3 protein-coding genes are annotated in these 7,116 nt (G+C 71.5%); all 3 read right to left on the reverse strand.

From position 1 onward, the window contains the following. Window positions 1–124: 124 nt before the first annotated feature. Window positions 125–3,655, reverse strand: coding sequence for a two-component regulator propeller domain-containing protein (locus tag QMX79_RS18930; protein WP_282248155.1), 3,531 nt, complete (start codon window positions 3,653–3,655; stop codon window positions 125–127). Between the two features lie 95 nt (window positions 3,656–3,750). Continuing rightward, window positions 3,751–6,936 carry a two-component regulator propeller domain-containing protein gene (locus QMX79_RS18935; RefSeq protein ID WP_282248156.1) on the reverse strand — a complete coding sequence of 1,062 codons (3,186 nt, stop codon included), beginning with the start codon at window positions 6,934–6,936 and terminating at the stop codon, window positions 3,751–3,753. Next, a partial coding sequence (locus QMX79_RS18940; protein WP_282248157.1) for a hypothetical protein occupies window positions 6,933–7,116 on the reverse strand: 184 nt, incomplete at its 5' end. The genes QMX79_RS18940 and QMX79_RS18935, both read right to left, overlap by 4 nt.

Consider the following 7,116-nt stretch of genomic DNA (forward strand, 5'->3'; position numbering starts at 1 on the left):
ACCCCCCCCCCTCACGGGGGTTTGTGTAAGTGGTGGGTTAATAGCCGCTGGGTGTGCCGCCACCTCGTAGCAGCGGACCGTTGGTCCGATGACCTTTCGTGGCCGGCAACGCGGCCATGCTCCGTCACCCCCGCCCCTCAACCACCACCCGCGCGATCGCCTGTTCCAGCAGGTCACCGGTCACCGGCTTGCGCAGGAACCCCTGGAAGCCGGCCTCGCGCACCTGCTGTTCGATGCCCGGGTCGGTACGCGCGGTAACCGCCAGCAACGGCATTGCATAGCCCTGGTTGCGAAGGTGCCCGGCCAGTTCCATGCCGCCCAGGCCGGGCAGGTCAAGATCCAGCAGCACCACGTCGAACGGCGCATCGCTCACTTCACGCAGCGCTGCCAGCGCGTGCGCGGCGTGCACCACCTCGTGCCCGCGCGCGCTCAGCAGCCCGATGATCACGCTGGCCACGGTGTCGTCGTCCTCGACCAGCAGCAGGCGCAACGGCGGCAGAGGGTGGCCCTCGGCAACGCCGGCGCTGCCGACCGTGGCGTCGGCCATCTGCAGCGGCAGCGGCAGCGTCACGCTGAAGCGCGTGCCCACGCCCAGCTGGCTTTCCACCCCGATCTGGCCCTGCATGGCCAGCGCCAGCTCGCGGCAGATCGCCAGGCCCAGGCCGCTGCCACCATACTGCGCGGCAGTGCGCGCACCGTCGGCCTGCTCGAAGCGCCGGAATAGGCGCTGCTGCTGGTCGCTGCTGATCCCGGGCCCGGTGTCGGAGACTTCGAAGTAGAGCCCGCGCGCCGGCGCCAGGGCACGCACCTTCAGGCGCACTTCGCCGCTGCTGGTGAACTTCACCGCGTTGCCCAGCAGGTTGAGCAGGATCTGCCGGACCCGTACCGCATCACCCACGCTGCACAGGCCAGGCGCCAGTTCGTTGTCGACCACGAAGCGCAGCCCTTTCTGCTCGGCCAGTGCCGCCATCAACGTGCAGGCATCATCGATCACGCCCTGCAGTGCAAACGGCTGCGCCTGCAGCTGCAGTCGCCCCGATTCGATCCGCGCCAGGTCCAGCGCGTCGTTCACCAGGTGCAGCAGGTGCTCGCCGGCATGCCGGATCGATTCGGTGTAGCTGCGCTGCTGCGCGTTCAACGGCGAGCCCAGCAGCAGCTCGCTCATGCCCAGCACGCCGGTCATCGGCGTGCGCACTTCGTGGCCCAGGTTGGCCAGGAAGCGCGTCTTGGCGGCCGATGCCTGTTCGGCCAGTTCCTGCTTGTGCAGGGCCAGCTGGTAGGCGTGGCGGCGTTGCACGCGGCGCCGGTACAACCAGGCGAACAGGCTCATGAGCAGCAAGGCGATCGAAGCCATCACCAGCAGCCCCGAAACGCTGCGCCACCAGGGCGGCATCACGCGGAATTCCAGTACCTGCACCCGCGACCAGACCAGGTCGGCCGAGCGCGCCTGCACCTCAAGCCGATACCGCCCGGGCGGCAGCCGCGAGAACACACGTTCGCCGCCCGGCCCCACTTCCACCCAATCCGGGTCGTAGCCGGCCAGGCGGTAGCGATAACTGTTGGACGACGAGTCGGCAAAGGACAGCAACCGCGCCACGATGCGCAGGTCGCGGTCGGCATCGGCGATTTCCAGCGGCGCCAGGTGGGTCAGGTCCAGCACCCGCTCGCCACGGCGTACCTCGACGCGCTCGATCACCAGCGGCGCGCGCCGGGTCGCCGGGCGCACCTGGTCCGGATCGAACAGCACCACCCCGGCCGGCGTGCCGCCGGCAATGTGGTTGCTGGCCGTGCGCACCAGCGTGCCGCGGCGGAACTCTTGGCTGGGCAGCCCATCGCGCACGCCGTACTGGCGCACGCTGCCCTGGTTGGGATCGACGCGGATCAGGCCGCGCGAGCTGGCGGCCCACACGATGTCCTGGGCGTCGACCACCAATCCCGTCGCCGACAGCTGCGGGAAGCCCTCTTCCGGCCCGACCTGCGCCTCGCGCTCCAGCCGCTTCCCGTTCCAGCGGTAGCGGATCAAGCGACCTTCTTCCGATACCCACACCGAGCCATCGTTGGCCGGCGCCAGGGCATGACTGGCGACACCCGCCGCGCCGGGCACCGCCTCGAACCGCGCACGCGGAGGCACCCACTGCAGCAGGCCCTGGTTGGTGGCCACCCAGAGATGGTCCTGCGGACCGCACATGAGGTCCAGGACCTGCTGTCCGGGCACCAACCCGCTCGTACCGGCCGCGATCCGCTGCCGCACGCCGCCGTCCAGGCCACGCTGCTGCAATCCGCCGGACGATGCGCTCCAGACCCCGCCGCCGTCGCACAGCACCAGCGCATCCACGTCGCCTTCCATGGCGGCATCGGCGCCGGCATCACTGCCCCAGCGTTGCAGGGAGCCGGTACCGGGGTCGTAACGCAGCAGCGCTTCGTGCGATCCAATCCAGACATGGCCGCGCGGGTCTTCCAGCACCGACAGCAGCCACTGCGGACCGTCCACCCAGGTCCGGTGCTGGTCCACCTTGCCGGTCACCGGGTCGAAGCGGTCCAGTGCGCCATGGGTGCCCACGGCCCACACGCCGCCATTGGCCGATGCGGCCATGCCCAGCACGTAGCCGTTGCGAAGCGAGGCCGGGTCATCCTCCAGCCGCGACAGCACCGAGAACTGCCACCAGCGCGGCAGCAGGTGCCACAGGCCACTGTTGGTACTGGCCAGCCAGATCCCGCCTTCGCGGTCTTCGTACGCGCCGGTCCAGTTGGGGCGCACTTGGCCACGGGCCACCGCGCTGTACAGCGGAACCTGCTGGAAGCGGTCCTGGTAGGCACGCCCGAGCCCGGACCGGGTGTCGAGCCAGTACCCGCCCTGCTCGTCGCGCAGCATCATGCCCAGTACCTGGTCGCCGGCATCCACCTTCCACGGCGCCGGGGCGAAGCTGCCGTCCGCGCGGCGCACCACCGTGCCGGCATTGGTACTGATCCACAAGCTGCCATCGAGTTCGGCGGTCAGCCCGTTGACCAGCGGCGTGGGCAGCTTGGATGCGGGCACCCGCTCGAAATCGCGGCCGGTCCAGCGCGCCAGCCCCGCCTTGGTGCCGACCCACAGGCTGCCGTCACGGGTGGTGGCCATGTGCGTCACCGACGCTGCCGGCAGGCTGCGCCGGTTGCCCGGCTCCGGCATGAAGCGGGTGATCACGCCATTGCGGTCGAGCCGGTGCAGGCCGCCTTCGTAGGTGCCGAACCAGAGCGCCCCGTCGCCGGTGGAGGCCAGGCTCCAGACCGTGTTGCTGCCGATCACCGGGTTGCTGGCACGGTCGAAGAAGCGCAGCTCGCGGCGGTCGGCCGACATCATCGCCAGCCCGGCATTCTCGGTGCCGATCCACAGCTGGTTGCGCGCATCCACATGCACGCTCCACACCATGTTGTCGCGCAGGCCATCTTCAGCGCGCCAGACCCGGTAATTGCGGCCGTCGAACCGGGCCAGCCCATCGTTGGTGGCCAACCACAGGTAGCCGTACCCGTCTTCGGCCATGCGGTTGACGGTGTTGGACGGCAGGCCATCGAATACGGTCAGCTGGCGCGGCGTTGGCGGTACCGGCTGCGCGGCCGCCAGCGACGGCCACAGGCACAGCAACCCGAACAGGAGCAGCCAACGCGTAGGCAACACCAAGCAATCTCCTGGAGCGGATCGGGCAGGACTTGTCGCAAAAAGCGCAAGCCACGGGGTGGATGGTAAACGGTTCGCTGGATCGGAACGAACCGTCAGGCCCCGCCGGCCTGCTGCAGCGCCCGGCGCAGCGTCCCGGCTGTAAGCGGTTTGGGCAGTGTTCCAGCACCGCCGGCGGCACGAACCCGCCCAGGCAGGTCCGCAGCGGGCTGCCGGCTCATCGCCAGCACCGGCGCGGACTCGCTCCGCGCAGACAGCAGGCCGATCAGGGCCAGCCCATCGATGCCGGACAGTTCGATGTCCACCAGCACCAGGTCGAACCGGCCCGCCGCCAGCTCGGTCAGCCCGGCCAGCGCGTGCGGCGCATGCACCGGCTGCCAGCCCTGCGCGGACAGCAGCGTACTGCCCGCACGGGCGGCCTGGGGATCGTCGTCCACCAGCAACACCCGACCGCGCGGCGGCGGCGCCACCGTCGGCATCGGAATCCCCACCTGCACGCGCCACCGCCTGCTGCCCGTTGCGTGAACGCGCAGGGTGCCACCGAGGGCCCCGGCGAGACGTTCGGCGGCGGTCAACCCCATGCGCAGGGAGGCCAGCGACGGCGTCGGCACGGCCTTGCCGGTACCGCGCCCCGCCGGGTGCACGGCGCGCCCGCCGGCGTTGAACGTCCACAGCAGTCCCTCGCGCCCGGGGCGCCACGCCACCACCAACACCATGTGCCCGGCGCCGGTGTGCCTGCCCACGACCCGCGCGACCGCGTCGAGCAGTTGAGCGAGTCGCAGCGCATCGCCATGCGCGCGAGCGTCGTCCGCCACCTGCAGGCACACGGCCAGCGCGGTGCCACGACGGCAGGACGGCAACACCTGGCGCGCCAACCACCGCCGGTGGAAGGCGCTTACCTCGAAGTCGGCCGCCTGCAGGGGCGTACATCCGGCCTCCAGGCGGGCCTCGTCCAATGCGCGGTTGACCCGTTCCAGCAGCGCGTGTCCGCTCCGCTGTATCCGCTCCAACGGCTGCCGCTGGGCCGCATGCAGGGGCGATGACAGCAGCAGCTCGGCCATGCCCAGGATACCCGTGAGCGGTGTGCGCACTTCATGCCCCAGGGTCGCAAGGTAGTGCGCTTTGGCCTGCGCCGAGCGCAGCGCCAGCGACAGCCGCTGTGCCGATGCCTGTGCCCGCCGACCCCGCGCGACGCGGCGTACCGCCGCCCATGCTCCCCCTCCCACCAGCAGCGCGCCCGCCGCTGTCCGTGCGCCCACCAGCACCGGGTGGTGCCAGCCGCTGCGCTCGACCTGCAGCAGCAACGTCCGGGTTGACGACCAGCTGCCGTCGGCCAACCGTGCCTGGAACTCCAGGCGGTGCTCGCCGGGTGGCAGTCGCGGGAAGCCGCGGGTTCCGCTGCGGCCCACCCGGATCCAGTCCCGATCCAGCCCGCACAGCCGGAACCGGTACTGCTGGCGCGCCGGCATCGCAGCGCCCAGCAAGCGGACGCTGACCTGGATATCCCGATCGTCCGGCTGCAGGTGGAGCGCCGCCTTGGAAGGGAGCACCTGCAGCAGGCCATCGCGGTGCAGCTGCACACGCTCCACCACCAGCGCCGGCTCGCCCCTGCACGCGGCCAGCCCCACCGGGTCGAACCGCACCCTGCGGCCGTGTGCATCCACGGCCAGCATGGTCGATCCATCGGCCTGCAGCCGTGCATTGAACACGGCGTCGGGCACCCCTTCGCTTCGCGTGTACAGCCGTACCTGGCCCTCGCGGGGGCGAATACGCAGCAGGCCGCGCGCGCTGCTGGCCCACAACGCGCCGTGTGCGTCGCTGGCCAGGGAGGCCAGCCGCAGCGACGGCAGCCCCTGCCGTGCATCGATCTGCACGCCGGGCCTGGCCACGCCGTCCTGGATCCGATAGCGCCGCACCATACCCGTGCTGGCGACCCACAGCGCGCCGTCCTCGGCCAGGTGCAGCGCGCTGACCTCGCCTTCCACGCCGGCAACGGGGTGGAAGCGACCTTCAGCCCATCGGGTCAAGCCATGCCGGCCTCCCCACCAGAGGCCGTTGTCCGCATCGCAATGCAGCGCCAGTGGACCTGGTGGACGAAGCTGATCCATTGCATCCCAGCGCCACTGCCGGGTGCCGGTGCTGCCAGCCGGCTGCCGCTGGATCCCCTTGCCATCCAGCCGCCAGCGGCTGCCATCGGCGCAGGCCAACCCGAGCGGCGGTGCGTCCGGATCCAGGTGTGCCGCGCTGATCGCCGGCAGCTCCTGCGACGCCTCATCAAGCGAGCTGAAATGCTGCCAATGCGGGGGCAGCCGCCATACCCCAAGATGCCGCCCCAGCAACCAGAGGCTGCCGTGGCGATCTTCCAGGGCCTTGCGGAACCGGGGCACATCGGCGCTGCCCAATGGGGCGACCCCCACCCCAGGCAGTTGGCCGGCGCCGCTCTTCCACACCCTGTCGTCCTCGCCCAGCCACGGGCCACCGCTGTGCGAAGCGCCCAGCGCGCGCGTGCCCGCTGGTGCATCCAGCGGTTCCAGCCGCCCCTCATCCGAGGCCCGCCACGGTCCTGCCGCGCCGCCCACCCACAGGCGCTGTTCTGCATCCACCAGCAGCGCGCTGACCGGCGCAGTGGCCAGCATCGTGGGCGGCGGCAGGAAACGACCGTTGCGCCAGCGCGCCAGGCCGCGCGGCGTTCCCACCCAGAGCGTGCCGTCGGCCGCAAGCGCCAGGTGGTCGACGCGACGGTCCGGCAGGCCGTCCGCGTTCGCGGTGGGCAGGTACTGACGCAGCCGATGCCCCGGCCCCAGCCGGAACAGACCCGCGTCGCGCGTACCGAACCACACCACGCCATCCGGCGCTGGCAGCACGACACCGATCGCCACGCCCGCCAGCGCGGGAAAGCGCGCGCGGTCGAAGCGTTCGATATGGCTGCGGTCGGCCGACATGCGCATGAGCTGGCCCTGCCCCGTGCCGATCCACAACCGGTCCTGCGCATCCGTCGCCATCGACAGCAGCTGGTTGTCGGCCAGCCCCTGCTCCATCCGCCAGATCCGGAAACGCTGCCCATCGAAGCGGGCCAGGCCATCATCGGTGGCAAACCACAGATAGCCGTCGCGGTCTTCCACCACCTGGTGCACCGCATTGGACGGCAACCCGTCGGCGGTGGTGAAGCGCAGCGCCGTGGGTGGCGCCGCGCGAACCGATGCCGCAAGCAGCAGGAGCGCGAGCAGCGCCGGAAGCAGGCGCTGCAGCGGGTGGGCGCCTGCGCGCAGCCCGCCGATCATGCGCCCACCACGGCGGCGGCCAACCGTGCCCCGGTCACCGGCAGCCGCAGGAAACCGTCGAACCCGCCCGCGCGTGCGTCGCGCTCGGCGCAGGCATCGGCGCCGGGGGGGGGCGCCCCCCCCCCCCCCCCCCGCCCCCACCCCGGGCCGCGCGCCCACCCCCCCCCCCCCCCCCCCCCC

It is taken from the genome of Stenotrophomonas sp. PS02300 (genome assembly GCF_029959395.1).
In the GTDB taxonomy this organism is placed as follows: Bacteria; Pseudomonadota; Gammaproteobacteria; order Xanthomonadales; family Xanthomonadaceae; genus Stenotrophomonas; species Stenotrophomonas maltophilia_AD.